Here is a 14475-nt window from a genome sequence, read left to right as displayed (position 1 = left end):
CAAAGGCCATCCGACCGCATTGGCCATCCGGCCAGGCCTTCGCAGTCCTTCGCCAGCCGGTTGTCAGGTCATTACCCCGCCATTGAAAGGTCATGCGGGCGCGCAGCCCCGATCCGCGCGACAATGGGCTATCGGGGACAACGCCCTGTCGCGGAGGACTCACTATGGCGAGACATTCGATATTCGAGATGCTGGTCCTGCTACTGGCGGTCGTCGTGTATTTCCTGCCCGCGATGATCGCGGACAGGCGCAAGCGTCATGATCTGCTGATCATCGCCCTCTTCAATGCGGTGGTCGGCTGGACCGTGCTTGGCTGGCTGCTTGCGCTGTTCTGGTCTCTACAGCCCAATCCGCCCAAGGACCTGGGCGGCAACGTCCAGACGCGGCAACGCCGCATCGGCATGACGCTGTTCTCACGCCGCCTCGGCGATCGTGCTCAGGCGCGTCAGTCGCGCAACGCCGACCGCGAAGGCCCGTCGCGCTGATTCCCCCTGGCCGGATGGCCAGCAACGCCCCGGAATCCGGACACGCGCACGCTGTGCGTGAAATAATCAAGAAAAACGCAAGACCAACGCCGTTGCGCTCGCCGCCCTGCCGTGCGTGGCGCATCTCCCAGCCGCCTGATCCATCCCATCACGGAGCCTGCCATGCCCCATGTCGCCCCGCTGTTCGCTTTTGCCGCTGTCTCACTCGGCATGGCGCTCACGCCCGGACCCAACATGATCTATCTGATCTCGCGCTCGATCTGCCAGGGGCGCAAGGCAGGCCTGATTTCACTAGGCGGCGTGGCGCTGGGCTTCATCTTTTATATGCTGTGCGCGGCGTTTGGCATTACGGCGCTGCTGATGGCCGTGCCGTTCGCCTACGACGCGCTGCGCCTGGGCGGCGCACTCTATCTCGCCTGGCTTGCGTGGCAAACGCTCAAGCCGGGTGGCCGCTCGCCCTTCCAGGTGCGCGAACTGACACCCGACCGGCCGGGCAAGCTGTTCCTGATGGGTTTCGTCACCAATCTGCTGAACCCGAAGGTGGCGATTCTGTATCTCTCGCTGTTGCCGCAATTCATTGATCCGAGCCAGGGCAGCGTGCTTGCGCAGTCGATCGAGCTGGGCACGGTGCAGATCCTGCTGTCGGTCACAATCAACGCCACGGCGGCGATCACGGCCGGCACGATCGCTTCGTTCCTCTCGGGACGTCCGAAGTGGCTTGCGATCCAGCGTTATCTGATGGGCACGGTGCTGGCCGGCCTCGCGGTGCGGATCGCCGCGGAAGGGCAGCATTGAGCCGATTGCATTGACACACACGGGCAGGCGTCGCAGCGGGCGCCTGAAGCAGGCTAGCGCCGGCTGGCGCGTGCTGCGGGCATGCGCATCCTGACCGAGCCCGCCGATATCAGGCGCGGCTCGATCTGCACCATGTCCTGGGCGAACATGTCCTGACGCAGTTCGCCCTGTTCGTCGAACCATTGGCAGATCAGCCAATGTCCGCTCGCGAAGCCCACCGGGCCCGCATACATAACAGTCATGCGCGGTCCACCCGACTTAAGGGTGACCACGTCGCCAATACCGGCCTCGGCAATGCGCGGGCTGTCGGCAACCTCTTCAGTCGTATCAAGCATATGGAATTCCCCGAGTAAAAAGCGCGTGCCTCGAATAGTTCCCCGGAGCGGGTCTGGAACCCGCCTTCAGCCACCATTTCGATAATGTTTTTGCAGCGGCCGTTAATAAGTCCGGCAAGATTAACAACACGATTTAAAGCGCGCAAGCGATTTTGTTTCGACTACGGGAAAACCGCATTAAGCGCAGGAGCCATCGATTTTCCTAATTGTCGTACTCCTGGCGGGCCGCCAACGGCCTGACAGGCGGTCATTCGCGCCGCACGGCACAAACAGTCATATTATTGACCTCACCAACGACATATTGCCGCAATGCGCAATCGCTCCAATACACCGTCAGGACCGGCATTAACCATATAGTTCAAATTCAACCCATCCCGGCATACAGACCTGAAAACGTTTCCCACATAAAAAAGCTCACACGTTTTATTTTTTACTCATCCGCCGATCAGATATTTACTTCTTGCCGATATGCGCAATTAACCAACCGATGGGTTATTCAGTGCGCTGAAATATGGCCGTCATGCGAATTGACCAAAAATGCATCAACTACGCCGAAAAGACAAAACGCCCCAACCGGCCTGACCGGATGGGGCGTTCGTTCCTGCGCAGGCTCGGCTGCCTTATTCGGGGAACGGCAGCGTCGTCTGTCCCTGGGCGCGCATGCCAAAGACGTTGAGCGTCATTGCCACGAGTGCGTAGTAGCCCAGCAGGCCAACGAGGTTGATCGTCGTCTCGTGCCCGAAGCGCGCCACGGCGCGCGCGAAGGTGGCGTCCGAGACGCGCTTCGTGTCGTACAACTCGGTGGCGAAGGCGTAGATCAGCGCGTCGTCGGCTTCGTCGAAGACAGGCTCGGCACCCGTGCGAATCTGCTCGGCCAGCGCCTCGGGCACACCCGCCTCGATCGCGATCGGATAGTGGATATACCACTCCGCCTGCGCCTGCCAGCGCACCGCCGTCACGAGGATCGCCAGTTCCGAAAGACGTAGCGACAATCCCGTGCTGTAGCGGCAAAACGCGCCCAGGCGTTGCGCGTGCTGCGCCAGTTCCGGGCTATGGATCCAGCCGAGAAACGGGCCGTTCAGGTTGCCGCGCGGGCCAGACAGGATTTCGTCGAGCACGGCTTTCTGCTCGGGCGTCGCGCTGGCGGCCTCGAAGGCCGGCAGGCGCGGGTTCTGGGATTGCGTCATCGATTCGCTCCGGTTCAAAGGTGTTGTGCGCTTGTTCAGGCGGCCTGCGTCACGCCCGTCGCGTGCAAGGCTGCGCCGACCGCCGCGGCCAGACGCTCCTCGATCGTATCGATATCCTGCGCCGTGCAGATGAAAGGCGGCGCGAGCAGGATGTGGTCGCCGTTCTGGCCGTCCACGGTGCCGCCCATCGGGTAGACCATCAGGCCGCGCGCGAACGCCTCGCGCTTGATCGACGCGTGCAGTTTGAGCGACGGGTCGAAGCTCGCTTTGGTCGCGCGGTCCTTGACCAGTTCGACGCCGACAAAGAGGCCACGCCCGCGCACGTCGCCCACATACGGATGCTCAGCGTAGCGCTCGCGCAGGCGCGCACGCAGTTGTTCGCCGCGCGCGAGCACGTTGTCGAGCAGCTTGTCGTCGGCGATCACGCGCTGCACTTCGAGCGCCGCCGCGCAGGCCGTCGCGTGGCCGATATAGGTATGCCCGTGCTGGAAGTAGCCGCTGCCGCCCACGATGGTTTCGTAGATGCGCTGGCTCACGAGCGTTGCGCCGATTGGCTGATACCCCGCGCCGAGTCCCTTGGCGATGGTCAGCAGGTCAGGCGCCACGCCGTCTTCCGCGCAGGCGAACAGGTAGCCGGTGCGGCCCATGCCCGACATGATCTCGTCGAGGATCAGCAGCACGCCGTAGCGGTCGCACACTGCGCGGATCTTGCGGAAGTACTCGCGCACCGGCGGCACCGCGCCGGCCGTTGCGCCCACCACCGTCTCGGCGACGAAGGCCGCGACGTTTTCCGCGCCGAGTTCGAGGATCTTCTGTTCCAGTTCGTCGGCGAGGCGCTGTGCGTAGGCTTCATCGGTTTCGCCTTCGTGACGCTCGCGATACGCGTAGCACGGGCTCACGTGATGCGACTCGATCAGGATCGGCAGGAACGGCTCGCGGCGCCATGCATTGCCGCCGATGGCCAGCGCGCCCAGCGTGTTGCCGTGATAGCTCTGGCGGCGCGCGATGAAGTGACGGCGGGACAACTCGCCCTTCTCGACGAAATACTGCCGCGCGAGCTTGAGCGCGGCCTCGATCGCCTCGGAGCCGCCCGAGACGAAATAGACGTGATCGAGCCCCGCCGGCGCGCGTTCGATCAGGTAGTCGGCGAGTTGCTCCGACGCCTCGGTCGTGAAGAACGACGAGTGCGCATAGGGCAGCGCCTGGGCCTGACGCTTGATCGCGTCGATCACGCGCTGGTTGCTATGGCCGAGGCACGAAACGGCGGCGCCGCCGCTCGCGTCGATGTAGCGCTTGCCGGTGGAGTCGATGATCTCGATGCCTTCGCCCGCCACCGCGACGGGCAGGGTTTGCTTCGGCATCCGGTGGAACACTTTGCTGGACATGGGTTTTCTCGCTGAATTTCTCGCTGGACGCGGATAGATGCGTGGAATGTCGTAGATGATCGTGTGACCGGTGCTCAGGCGCTGCGCACGATGGGCATCGTCAGCGTGCGGGCGCCGTCCTGCCAGACGTCGAGGCGCACGCCGCCGGGTGTGATCTGCATGCAGGCCGTGGCGAGCGTGTTTTCGTCGTCGGGGTCGTGCGGATCGTCACGGAAGATCGGCAGGCCCTCGCCCGCGCGGTCCTGCAAGGTCTGAACGAAAGCATCGCCATCCGGCTGCGCGCCGAGTGCAGGCAGCAGTTCCGCCAGCCGCCCCTGACGATCGCGCGACGAATCGGTGACGATCTGCGCCTCGTTTTCGTGGCCAGCGTGGATCAGGTGATTCGCGTGCCCCGAAGGCGCGCCCAGCTCGATAACCGACGCACGCTGCGCGGTGGCTTCAATGCTGTAGACGCGCACCGCGCCCGCCGCGTCCGTGCCGCCGACCGTGTGGTGGAAGCCGCTCGCGCGAGGCGTGTTGCGCAACAGGGCGAGCGCGTCGTCGAGCGTGGCGGCGTCGAGCACGGCACGCGCGAGGATCATGCGGGGCACGCCGGCGCGCGGTGCGAGGATGCGCACGTTGTTGATCGCCTGCGCTACGCCTGCTCGCGAGGCTGCGAACGTGTGGCCCGGCAGCGAGCCCGGATAGTAGAAGCTCACGAAGCCGGGTTTGCCCTCGGGCGCGACGTCGACCACCGCGCAACGGCCGCGCAGATAGGGGTCGCCATCTTCGTTATGGGCGATCAGACCCGCTTGCGCACCCGAGCGGGCAGCGAGCGTCGTGCAGCCATCGGGCGCGTTGTGGATCAGCTCGCCGCGGCAGTTCCAGAGGAACAGATCGTGCGCGGGCCACCCTAGCGCCGCGGCCATCGCGTCGAGTTCGGCCACGTAGGCTGGGAAATGCTGCTCGGCCGCCGCGCGCAACTGCTGCACGAATGCGTGGCCGCGCCAGCGGCTCACCGCTTGCCAGGCGCTGCTTTGCGCCATATACGGCCCGAATACCGGTTGCGCGAGTTCGCCGAGCTGCCGCCCGATCTGCTCGGGCGTCCCGCCCATCTGGATAGTCTTGAGTGCCTGCATCGTTTGACCCGCTTGCCTGCCAGCCTGAAATAGTCGATCTGCGATTTATACGCCTCACAACATATGTTGTCAATTGAAACACATTTCGCAACGAATGAAAATCAACCAATCGAAAGCGGGACGTAAAAAAGCCGCCTCGAAGGCGGCTTGATGCGCTGACAAAGAACAGATCAGGACAAGCGATTCAGGGCACGTACGCGCCGCGCGCATTGAGCGAGCGCTCGGCCTCTTCGAGGTGCGCCACGGCGCCCGCGCCCTCCAGCGCGAGCAACTGCGCGACCAGCGCTTCCGCCAGCGCGGTCGCCGCGACGAGCGAGGGGAAGAACGACGGACTCTCGTGGGTGAAGATCAGCACCTTTTCGGCGTTGAGCGCGATGGGCGACACGGCGCTGTCGGTAATCGCGATCAGCTTGCTGCCCTTTTCTAGCGCCGCTTCCGCCACGCGCACGGCTTCCACCGAATACGGCGCGAAGCTGACCACGACCGTTGCGCTGTCGCGTTCGATACCGAGCAGTTGCATTTCCAGCGTACCCGCCTCGCCGCCGAGCAGCGATACGGAAGGCCGGAACAGCCGGTAGCCATACACGAGACCGAACGCCACCGCATAGCACGAACGGAAGCCCGCCACATGGACATGCTTCGCCTTCTTCAACACGCGCGCGGCGTCGATCAGGGTGCGCGCATTGTGCGCGGCGCTGGTGTCGAGATTGTGGTGTTGCGCCGCCAGCAGATTGCTGGCGAGCGCGTCTCTCGTGCTGCCCGCGACCAGCGAGCGCGCGCGACTCGACAGCGGTTCGGGGCGCGTTCGCACGCGGGCGACAAACAGATCGCGCAACTCGTTCCAGCCCGGAAAGCCGAGCTGCTGCGAGAGCCGCACGAGCGAGGCGGGCTGCACCTGCGCACGATCCGCGACCTTGCGCATCGACGACACGGCGACTTCGTCAGGGTGGTCGAGCAGAAAGGCGGCGCCAGTCTGGAATTGCGGACTCAGTTCGGAAAACCGCGCACGAATGAGCGCGGCGAGCTGATCAAAGCTTTCTGGCATGTCGATGGGCATTCTGAGCCGGGCGGTGGACGACAACAAATGTTACCACTGGTGTTGCGGGGTGTTGCAGTGGGTCGGCCGTGGTGGTGGTTGGCAAACGATTCCTGTCCTCGGGGCTTCTGGATCGACACCGCAAGAAGACTAGTCGTATGGATCGAACAGTTCGCGGAGACCTGCTACGCTGCCGGTCATCATGTCCATACTGAATCCGCCCACCGGGGCAGCACGCACATCCCTATTCGAGCGCTTGAAGGCTCGTGTCATCCTGCTCGGACTGTTTGTCGGCTCGATGTGGTTCACGTTTTTCGTGTCGGCGGCGTTACCGTTCCTGTATCTGAATCGGCACGGCGTTGTGCCTCGAACATTCAGCGGACTTCAGGGCATCGTGTTTGCCCCGTGGCTGCATGCGAGCTTTCTCCACATCATGTCGAATACACCGGGCCTGCTGGTGCTCGGCTGGCTGTGCATGTGGCCGCGCATCGCCAACTTTTGGCAAGCCACCGCCGGTGGAATGTTGGGCGCGGGATTCTGCGCGTGGCTACTCGGCGCGCCGTATTCAGTCCACATCGGCGCGAGCGGAGTGGTCTTCGGCTACGCGGGCTATCTCGTCGCGTATGGCTTCTACAGTCGAAAGGCCGTCCCCGTTCTCGTCGCGATCTTCGTCGCATTCAGCTACGGCGTCAGCATGCTTTATGGCGTGCTGCCGCTCACGCCCGGCGTGTCCTGGCAGAGCCATCTGGGCGGCGCGATGGGTGGCATCCTGGCGGCGAAACTCTTTCGCCCAACGCTTGCGCGATCGCGCTGATATTTTGCTATTACGCTTCGTCGTTATGGGCGAGAAGCCGTATGCCTCATCGCGAAGCGGAATATGCCCCAACCCGGCTTCGCTTTCAACAAAAGTGACGATTCATGGACCTTTGGATTCAACCGTGTACGCCGTGCGCCGACCTCCACGGGAAACCCTCGACTGAGGAACCGCATCCGCAGCTCAAGCTCAACGACGCCAGTGCGGCCAGGGACGCTCAATCGAAACAGCACTACACGTGCAGCCGGTGCAATGCTGTTTTCGTGCGTGTTCAGGCTGGTCCGCCAGCAACTCAACTGTGGATGCTGCTAAACGCTGGCCAGCATTGACCCGGCCAGCCATCGCATCACGTCAATCGTTTCCGCCGATGGCGACGAGCGCATTGATGAATTTCGCTCACAGGCTCATGCCGTTCCAGACGGATTGTTGAGCCGATGCAGAAAAAATACACTCTCTTCCAGTCAGGCGGGTGGAAAGAGGCAGACGACATCCCTCGCGCTTCCCCAGCGGCTCTACCGGCGTAGAGCCCGCGAACGCCTGCCCATGCCCACTCCCAACCGACCCGATTCATGCCAAACCGTCCTTCATCCGGCCCCGTGCCCGATGGGGCGCAACGTCACGACTTTCGCATTCTCGCCGTCCTGAGCATGCTGATGGCGTTTGCGTCCATCTCCACCGACCTTTACCTGCCCGCGCTGCCCACCATGACGCGCGCGCTCCATGCCAGTTCCGGAACGATGGAACTGACTATCTCCGCCTACCTCGTAGGCTTCAGTCTGGGCCAGCTCGCGTGGGGCCCCATCGGCGACCGCTTCGGGCGCCGCATGCCCATCGCCATTGGTCTCGTGCTGTTCATCATCGGCTCCGCCGGCTGCGCGCTCGCAGATTCGCCCACCGTCATGATTGGCTGGCGCGTGGTCCAGGCGGCGGGCGCGTGCGCCAGCGTCGTACTGGCGCGCGCCATGGTGCGCGACCTCTATAGCGGACACAGAGCGGCGCAGATGATGTCCACGCTGATGACGGTGATGGCCGTCGCACCGCTTGTTGGCCCGAGTGTCGGTGGGCTGATACTGCACTTCGCCACATGGCGCGCCATCTTCTGGACGCTGGTCGGCGTCGGCGTTCTGACGCTCGCGGCACTCGGCACGTTGCCCGAAACGCTCCCTTATACGCGACGCAATCACGAACCGCTCGCCCGCGCGTTCGCCAGTTATACAGGTCTCCTGCGCATTCGCAGATTGCTCGGCTACGCCGGTGCGAGCGGGTTTTTCTATGGCGCTGTGTACGCGTATATCGCGGGTACGCCCTTCGCGTACATCACGTATCACCATCTATCGCCGCAGCTATATGGCGTGCAGTTCGGCGCAGGCATCGTCGGCATCATGGTCGCGAATCAACTGAACGCCCGTTTTGTCGTGCTATTTGGCGGGGACCGGCTCATACGCTGGGGCACGATTGGCGTTGCGCTGTCCGGTCTCGTGCTCGCGATCGACGCGCGCACCGACTGGGGCGGCATCGTCGGCCTGTTCGTCCCGCTTTTCGTGCTCGTCTCGGCGGCGGGATTCATCGTCGCCAATTCGATTGCAGGCGCATTGGGTTGCAAGCCGGAGCGCGCCGGTGCGGTCTCCGCGCTCATCGGCTCCATTCAATACGGGACGGGCATTCTGGGCTCAGCGCTCGTCGGCGTACTCGCCGATGGAACGCCCTGGCCGATGGGCTATGTCATCGCGCTGCTGGGAGTTGCCAGCATGGTGAGTGCGCTGGTGCTCGTGCCTTTGGCGCCATCTCACATCCCCGAGAACAAGCGCGACGCCGGCTCCGGGTCTCGTCATAGCCGTCAATCGGCTCAATCAGCAAGGAATTGAAATGTCCGAAAACATCACTGGAAAAGTTGTCGTTATCACCGGCGCGAGCAGCGGCCTGGGCGAAGCGACCGCCCGGCATCTGGCGGCACTCGGGGCATCCGTTGCACTCGGCGCTCGTCGTGTCGACCGGATCAACGCGCTCGCAAGCGAACTCAACAGCGCCGGCGCGAAGGCCATCGCGCTCGAAACGGACGTCACCCGATTCGATGATCTCGAGCGCCTCGTTGACGCGGCGGTACAAGCGTGGGGCCGCGTCGACGTTATCATCAATAACGCTGGGCTCATGCCGCACTCTCCCCTTGATCGCGTGAAGGTCGAGGACTGGAATCAAACCATCGACGTCAATATCAAGGGCGTGCTCTACGGTATCGGCGCGGTATTGCCCCATATGAAAAAGCAGATGGCGGGGCACATCATCAACGTGTCGTCTGTTGCCGGGCATAAGGTGCGTCCGGGCAGCGCGGTCTATGCGGCAACCAAGGCCGCGGTGCTGATGCTTTCGGAGGGACTGCGCCAGGAAGTGAAGCCATACGGCATTCGCACGACGGTAGTTTCGCCGGGCGCAGTCGCAACGGATCTGCCCGCGAGCATCACCGAACCCGATGTTGCCGCAGCCATCAAGGACTTCTACGAACACAATGCCATTGCCCCGGAAGCCTTCGCCCGCGCCGTCGAATTCGCGATGTCACAGCCAGCCGATGTGGACGTGAACGAGATTATTTTCCGTCCGACGCGACAGGAGTTTTAGGCAGCCCGTAGCGCGATACGCCCTGCGCCTTACCGCATTCTCGGAATTTCCTCATATATCGCCGCGCGGCCATACGCTTCAATGGAGCGATTTATCAACCAACCGGGAGAAAACTGTCATGAAGAAAGCGATCATTGCGGCCGCTCTGGCGATGGCTTGCGTCGCAGCACACGCACAAGGCGCACTGCGTTTGAGCGACATGCACGGCGTCGTCGATCCGGGCGGCGTGACTGGCTATATCAGCGGCATCGCGACCAACACGTCCGCCACGCGTATCGACAACGCCACCATCACGATCAATCTGCTCAATGCGCAAGGCGAGATTCTGGGCACGACCTCGGCAAGCGGTGCCGGCATTGCGCCGGGCCAGCACTGGAAGTTCCGCGCGCCCACCAGCGTGCCTTACGACCAGTCCGTCGTGGCGATGGTGAAAACGTCCTGATGGGCGTTTCGGCGAGCGCCTGCATCGAAATGGCAGGCGCTCGATCATGCCAGGCAGTCCCTACTTCCCCCGCGCCACCAACCGCAAAAACGCCCGCACAGCCGGCGCTTTCTCATGCTTGCGATACACAAGCGCCAATTCCGACGTAATCGGCTTCCCCGCAATCGGCCGATACACGATGCCCGGCAACGTCACGCAACCGGCCAGCGCGTCGGGAATCACCGCCACCCAGCCATTCACCGACACACAGGCCAGCACCGCCAGCAGACCACCCGGCCGGGCCGCGATGCGGGGCACGAAGCGGCCGCGCCGCGCGAGTTCGAGCGTGCCGAATTCCTGTTCCGGCACCGCGAAGCTGGCCTCCGCGAGATCGGCCGCGCGCAGCGTCTCGCTCGCACTGAACACCGACCCCGCCGGCACCGCGGCCACGAACGCATCGCGTTGCAGCGTGAACATTCGCAGCGAATCGGGCAGCGCGAGCGGCGGACGCACATAGGCGACGTCGAGCAACCCGGTTTCCAGACGCCGCCCCACGTCATCCATCGCGATCTCGGTCACGCTGACTTCCACGCGCGGCCAGGCCGCCCGGAACTCTCCGATCGAGCGCTGTAGCGCCCCCGAGTACACCGCCGAAGACACATAACCAGCCACGATCCGCCCCGCCTCGCCACGCGCCGCCAGCGCGGCCAGTTCCTCCCCGCGTTGCAGATGTTCCAGCGCTGCCGCCGCTTCGGGCAGATACGCTTCGCCCGCCGCCGTAAGCGACACCGCACTGCGCGAGCGATGAAAGAGCCGTGCGCCCAGATGGCGCTCGGCTTCCTGGATATGGCGCGTGAGTGCGGGCGGTGCCATGTCCAGTTCCTCGGCGGCGCGGGTGAAGTGCAGGTGGCGCGCCACGCTCAGGAACGCGCGCACATGGCGCAGTTCGATACGGCTCATGATTGACTTTCTTGTGAAGCAAATTGCTATTTTATGGCAATGACTGGTAAGCGTCGATGATGCGACCATGCGCACTGGTTTTCCCGTCCCGACCTTTGCGCGCAGTCCATGTCCGACACCTCCGTTTCCACCACGCCCGCCGATGCCGCCTGCCCCGCCGCGAGCTTTTCGCAGCGTCATCCGCACCTCACGCTCACGGTCGCTTCCGCCACCTGCGCCGTAATCGTGCTCGACACCAATGTCGTCGCCGTTTCACTGCCCGCGATCGCGCACGCTTTTCATGCGAGCTTCGCGCAGATCGAATGGGTCGTGAGCGCCTATATGACGGCGTTCGCGGCCTGCCTGCTGCCCGCCGGTGGTCTCGCCGATCGTTTCGGACGCCGCCGCACGCTGCTCGGCGGCCTGGTGCTGTTCGCCCTCGCCTCGTTCGCGTGCGGCGCTGCACCGTCGGCTGCCGCGCTGATCGCGGCGCGCGCCGTCAAGGGCGCGGGCGCGGCACTGCTGCTCACCGCCGCACTCTCCGTGATCGCGCACCGTTTCGCGCACGGTCCGGCGCGCGAGCGCGCGTGGGCGATCTGGGGCATGTGCATGGGCATCGCCACCACCATCGCGCCGTGGGTCGGCGGCGCCATCACGCAATGGGCAGGCTGGCGCTGGATTTTTCTGATGAATCCGCCGATCTGCGTAGCGCTGGGCATCGGCGCATGGCTGGCTATCGACGAATCGCGCGATCCGCACGCCAAGCGCATCGATGTCCCCGGCAGCGCGCTGTTCGCAGCGGCGCTCGCGTGCGGCGTCTGGGCCTTGATCGGCATTCCCGCGCACGGCTGGGATTCGGCAGCCACGCTGGGCCGCGTGACGGCAAGCGCCGCGCTGCTGGGCGCCTTCCTGTGCGCCGAGCGCTGGCAGGCGCGCCCGATGATCGACCTGACGCTGTTCGGCCGCGCACGCTTCGTCGGCGCGTTGCTCGCGATGTTCGGTTATGCGGCCTGCGCGCAGGTGATGATGACCTTCCTGCCGCTCTATCTGCAAATCGCCTTCGGGTTCTCCGCGCTGACTGCGGGGCTCGGCATGCTGCCCTTCGCGCTCGCCATGATCGCTGGACCGTCGCTCGGCGCAGCACTCTCGCGGCGTTGCGGGACAGGCGGCGTGCTCAGCGCGGGCCTCACGCTGATCGGCGCGGGCAATCTCGCGATGGCCGCGTGTGCCGCGAGCGGTCACTACGTTTATGTCGCCATCGCGATGCTCGTGACCGGCACCGGCGCGGGCATCATGAACGGCGATACGCAAAAGGCCATCATGGCGTGCGTGCCGCCGCAGCGCACCGGCATGGCCTCGGGCATCAGCACGACGACGCGCTTCACGGCCATCGTCACGTCGGTTGGCGTGCTGGGCGCGGTGCTCGCGATGCGTACGCAGAACGCGCTCGCTCATCTTGTGGCCGCGTCGCCCGCCGCCGCACGCGCCGTCGATGCGCACTTCATGGCCGGCCTGCTCGCCGGCGATCTTGCCGAGGCACTGCGCACCCTCGACGCCACGACGATGCGCGCGCTCACGCATGCCGCACCGCTGGCATTCGCGCAGGGATTTGCGTGGGCGTTGCTGCTCAGCGGAGGATTCGCACTCGTGGCGGCTGTGGCTGTGAAGCGGCTGACCGCAGCACGCGACGCCTGAAGATTCGTTGCACAAGCAACGAGGCGAAACAGAAAGCGGGCGATGCATCGCCGGTAAACAAACGCGCGGCGCGCGCCCGCCAACTGGCAGACGCGCGCCGCGCGCATTACAGCAGGTCTAGATCGCTTGAGCGTCGATCAGAATGCGTGACGCATGCCGACCGTGACGGCCACCTGCGTATCCGTCGACGACGGCGACAGCGTGTTGATCATCGCGTGCGAGAGCACCGAACCAGCCGGCGCGCCGTGGACGTTCTGATACACGCCTTCCAGGTAGAAGTCCGTGCGCTTGCTGATCGCGTAGTCCGTTTGCAGCATGCCCGTGTTCCAGCCCGGGTTCGAGCCGTTGTACGCGCCGTGCGTGTACGTGTAGGCACCCGAGACCGACCATGCCGGCGTGATCGAGTACTTCACGTTCGCTTCGTAGTTGTCCAGACGCAGCGAGCCCGACAGCGAGCCTGCCGACGAATCGCCGCTGCCCAGGTACGTGCCCGTGCCGAACGAGAAGACGCCCGACGCGTTGTCGATCTGCGAGTGGCTCCACACGAGGCCAGCCGTGACCGGGCCGTAGGTGTAGTTGCCGCCCAGCGACCAGACGCGCTGACGTTGCGCGATGAAGTTCGCGCTGGCGTCGCTCGACGTGACCGCACCGCTGCCGTTGCCTGCGCCGTTCAGTTGCAGGTAGCCGGCCGCGAGGTTGACCGGGCCTTGTGCGTACGAGACAGCGAAGCCGTACGAGCGGTTGTTCGAGAAGTCGCCCGCCTTGTTGCTGAACGAGTACATCGTTTCGAACGTGACGCCGTACCACGTCGGGCTTGCGTACTTGACCGAGTTGTTGATGACGACCGAGTTTGCCGCGAGGTTGTCGTTCTCGAACGGATGCGCCGCGAGGCTGCCGCCCCACGTGTTGAATTCAGCCGTGAGCGGGCCGACGAGGTCGTTCATGACGTCGAACTGGCGGCCGAACGTGACCGTGCCGTATTGATCCGCTTGCAGACCGACCCATGCCTGCGAGCCGAACATGTCGCCCGAGAATGCCTGCGCGCCGTTGTTGAGAATGAAGCCTTGTTCGAGCTTGAAGACCGTCTTCAGGCCGCCGCCGAGGTCTTCCGTGCCCTTGAGGCCGAACACCGTATTCTGCGTGGAGCTGCTATTCAGTTGCCAGTTGCTGTGGCCCATCTGGTTGTTCGTGTAGACGAGACCGGTATCGATGAGGCCGTACAGCGTCACACTGCTCTGCGCGTGAGCGGATACTGCGAACGCGCCGGTGAGTGCGAGGGCGATTAGCGATTTTTTCATGTTTTATGGCTCCGAGTTTGGGCGTTAATTCATTGAATCGAATACGCTTTCCACGTGACACTTGCCGCTGCGCGAGCACCATTCGCAGATCAATGCGAATCGCGCGTGAATTGCGCAACACCCCGATAATGACGAGCGATTATTGCGGACAATGCAATACCCTCCTGCGCTTGCGAAGACACAAGGCAGCCTGGGTTGACACGTACGCTCGTGACGTCGTGACGCGTGGCAGGAAATACGATCACGCGAATCATAAGGCTTTGAAAATAAAAATTGCGTCGAAATTGAATAGGCGTTGCGTCAAAAGAACACCTCGCAATTGACAGTGAAAACGACAGTGCATATGCAGCGCTT

The 14475-nt window shown here is 63.9% G+C and carries 14 protein-coding genes; 7 read left to right on the top strand and 7 right to left on the bottom strand.

Going from position 1 to position 14475, the window contains the following annotated elements:
- Positions 1 to 164: 164 nt before the first annotated feature.
- Positions 165 to 485: a superinfection immunity protein gene (locus U5782_RS00910; protein ID WP_322041983.1), complete on the top strand. Its 321-nt coding sequence runs from the start codon at positions 165 to 167 to the stop codon at positions 483 to 485.
- Positions 486 to 647: 162 nt separating this feature from the next.
- Complete coding sequence (locus U5782_RS00905) at positions 648 to 1280, top strand: LysE family translocator (RefSeq protein WP_322041982.1); 633 nt, start codon at positions 648 to 650, stop codon at positions 1278 to 1280.
- Between the two features lie 53 nt (positions 1281 to 1333).
- On the opposite strand, the gene U5782_RS00900 is transcribed toward U5782_RS00905, so the two are convergent.
- The 5 genes from U5782_RS00900 to U5782_RS00880 form a co-directional block, all read right to left on the bottom strand.
- Positions 1334 to 1615 carry a YodC family protein gene (locus U5782_RS00900; RefSeq protein ID WP_322041981.1) on the bottom strand — a complete coding sequence of 94 codons (282 nt, stop codon included), beginning with the start codon at positions 1613 to 1615 and terminating at the stop codon, positions 1334 to 1336.
- A gap of 620 nt (positions 1616 to 2235) precedes the next feature.
- Positions 2236 to 2802: a carboxymuconolactone decarboxylase family protein gene (locus U5782_RS00895; protein WP_322041980.1), complete on the bottom strand. Its 567-nt coding sequence runs from the start codon at positions 2800 to 2802 to the stop codon at positions 2236 to 2238.
- Positions 2803 to 2837: 35 nt separating this feature from the next.
- Positions 2838 to 4187, bottom strand: a complete 1350-nt coding sequence (locus U5782_RS00890) for an aspartate aminotransferase family protein (protein WP_322041979.1) — start codon at positions 4185 to 4187, stop codon at positions 2838 to 2840.
- Between the two features lie 74 nt (positions 4188 to 4261).
- Positions 4262 to 5305 carry a C45 family peptidase gene (locus tag U5782_RS00885; protein WP_322041978.1) on the bottom strand — a complete coding sequence of 348 codons (1044 nt, stop codon included), beginning with the start codon at positions 5303 to 5305 and terminating at the stop codon, positions 4262 to 4264.
- A 184-nt stretch (positions 5306 to 5489) separates the two neighbouring features.
- Positions 5490 to 6350, bottom strand: a complete 861-nt coding sequence (locus tag U5782_RS00880) for a MurR/RpiR family transcriptional regulator (RefSeq protein ID WP_322041977.1) — start codon at positions 6348 to 6350, stop codon at positions 5490 to 5492.
- A gap of 247 nt (positions 6351 to 6597) precedes the next feature.
- Between U5782_RS00880 and U5782_RS00875 the strand changes: the two genes are divergently transcribed.
- The 4 genes from U5782_RS00875 (at position 6598) to U5782_RS00860 (ending at position 10210) form a co-directional block, all read left to right on the top strand.
- Entirely contained in the window at positions 6598 to 7155 is a 558-nt protein-coding gene (locus U5782_RS00875) for a rhomboid family intramembrane serine protease (protein ID WP_322041976.1), read from the top strand.
- 569 nt (positions 7156 to 7724) lie between these two features.
- A complete protein-coding gene (locus tag U5782_RS00870) occupies positions 7725 to 9020 on the top strand; it encodes a multidrug effflux MFS transporter (protein WP_322041975.1) in 1296 nt (431 codons plus the stop codon).
- Between the two features lies 1 nt (position 9021).
- A complete protein-coding gene (locus U5782_RS00865; protein ID WP_322041974.1) occupies positions 9022 to 9768 on the top strand; it encodes an SDR family oxidoreductase in 747 nt (248 codons plus the stop codon).
- A 118-nt stretch (positions 9769 to 9886) separates the two neighbouring features.
- Complete coding sequence (locus U5782_RS00860) at positions 9887 to 10210, top strand: FxLYD domain-containing protein (RefSeq protein WP_322041973.1); 324 nt, start codon at positions 9887 to 9889, stop codon at positions 10208 to 10210.
- A gap of 60 nt (positions 10211 to 10270) precedes the next feature.
- On the opposite strand, the gene U5782_RS00855 is transcribed toward U5782_RS00860, so the two are convergent.
- Positions 10271 to 11149 carry a LysR family transcriptional regulator gene (locus U5782_RS00855; RefSeq protein WP_322041972.1) on the bottom strand — a complete coding sequence of 293 codons (879 nt, stop codon included), beginning with the start codon at positions 11147 to 11149 and terminating at the stop codon, positions 10271 to 10273.
- 108 nt (positions 11150 to 11257) lie between these two features.
- Here U5782_RS00855 and U5782_RS00850 point away from each other — a divergent pair, with 108 nt between their 5' ends.
- Positions 11258 to 12823, top strand: coding sequence for an MFS transporter (locus U5782_RS00850; RefSeq protein WP_322041971.1), 1566 nt, complete (start codon positions 11258 to 11260; stop codon positions 12821 to 12823).
- A gap of 137 nt (positions 12824 to 12960) precedes the next feature.
- Here U5782_RS00850 and U5782_RS00845 read toward each other — a convergent pair whose 3' ends face one another.
- The gene (locus tag U5782_RS00845; RefSeq protein WP_322041970.1) at positions 12961 to 14121 is read right to left on the bottom strand and encodes a porin; all 1161 of its coding nucleotides are present in this window, start codon (positions 14119 to 14121) and stop codon (positions 12961 to 12963) included.
- Between the last annotated feature and the right edge of the window lie 354 nt (positions 14122 to 14475).

This window comes from Paraburkholderia sp. J67, from assembly GCF_905220265.1.
Taxonomy (GTDB): Bacteria; Pseudomonadota; Gammaproteobacteria; order Burkholderiales; family Burkholderiaceae; genus Paraburkholderia.
Note: the sequence above shows the minus strand (reverse complement) of the source record. Positions and strands in the feature narration are given on the sequence as shown.